Here is a 1,184-nt window from a genome sequence, read left to right on the forward strand (position 1 = left end):
AATCGCACCAGCCATTCCCGATCCTCCCTCTCACGACAGAATCAGAACAGGCCCTTCGCGTCACTTCACAGATGAGTCAGAGACAGTAGCCCTTGGTATAATATGATGCTGATCGGGTACGCGCGCGAAAATGCGGAAGAAGCGACGCTTCTTCAACAGGTAGAAGCGCTCCGAAAGGCGGGTTGTAACAAAATATATGAGGAAAAAGTTCCTACATTGAGCCGGGACTGGCCCATTCTGGGGGACGTCCTGACAGAACTTTCTTCTGATGATACTTTGGTTGTCTATTCTCTCGACCGTCTCGCCTGGTCAACGCCCCACCTGCTGGAGGTGGCTGATCGACTGCGTGAAAAAGGAGCAGGGCTGCGTTCCCTTTGTGAACCCTGGGCCGATACCACCGTTCCCTATGGGAAAATGATTCTTGGTGTTTTTGCCGGCATTGCTGAATTTGAACGCGCATTAAGCCGCAATCTCACGGAAACGGGTAGGAAACGGGCCAAGGAACGGGGTGTCCATCTTGGTCGGCCAGCCAAGCTCAGCGCAGAGCAGATTGCGACGATCCGGAAGCTTGTCCGTGACGAGAACCTCTCCATTTCAGAAGTCGCAGCCCGTTTTGGCGTACATAAAGCCACCATCTATCGGGCAGTTACCAATAACAAGTAAGAACTGTTTACGCTGACCCTGTGAGGTGGTCCCGTCCGTTCGGACAGTTTTGCGGGCTTGATAAGCTATACCCGGTTGTTGTTATGCCGCCCTTCTGACGGCGTTGCTGTTGGCCATCTGGTCCGGGGTTAACCCCGGACCAGATGGCGTCGGCACGTCATGATACGCCTCATCGGGCGTACGTCCAGCCAGCGCCGTATGCGGACGCCTTTCGTTATAATGGGCGATCCATCTGCCAAGCCCGGCCCGTAGCTCCGATCCGGTTTCGAACGCGTGCAAATAGACGCATTCGTATTTCAGCGACCGCCACAGTGTCAATCGGCACTCAAAAATAGGTTCTTCCGCACTTTTCGTGATGGGTATCTTGTACTGTGGTTCTGGAACTGGGAAATCCTGAAAGTCGCCCACTTTCATGGATATTGCCCAGTGTCACGCCTTCGGATCCTTGATCTTCCCCGTTCCCTCGTCGTTCGTCGTGTTGTTGCACTGGACAACAGAGTGGAGATCGAAGTCGGTCTGCG

The 1,184-nt window shown here is 54.1% G+C and carries 1 protein-coding gene and 1 pseudogene; one reads left to right on the plus strand and one right to left on the minus strand.

All coding sequences use genetic code 11. The features are described 5' to 3' along the window. Positions 1-102: 102 nt before the first annotated feature. Positions 103-663, plus strand: coding sequence for a recombinase family protein (locus CFR80_RS18265; RefSeq protein WP_010517544.1), 561 nt, complete (start codon positions 103-105; stop codon positions 661-663). An 81-nt stretch (positions 664-744) separates the two neighbouring features. Here CFR80_RS18265 and CFR80_RS18270 read toward each other — a convergent pair. Continuing rightward, positions 745-975 (minus strand): annotated as a pseudogene (locus tag CFR80_RS18270) (integrase core domain-containing protein); the annotation flags it as partial. Positions 976-1,184: the final 209 nt, after the last annotated feature.

The sequence above is a fragment of the Komagataeibacter oboediens genome, from assembly GCF_003207815.1.
Taxonomy (GTDB): domain Bacteria; phylum Pseudomonadota; class Alphaproteobacteria; order Acetobacterales; family Acetobacteraceae; genus Komagataeibacter; species Komagataeibacter oboediens.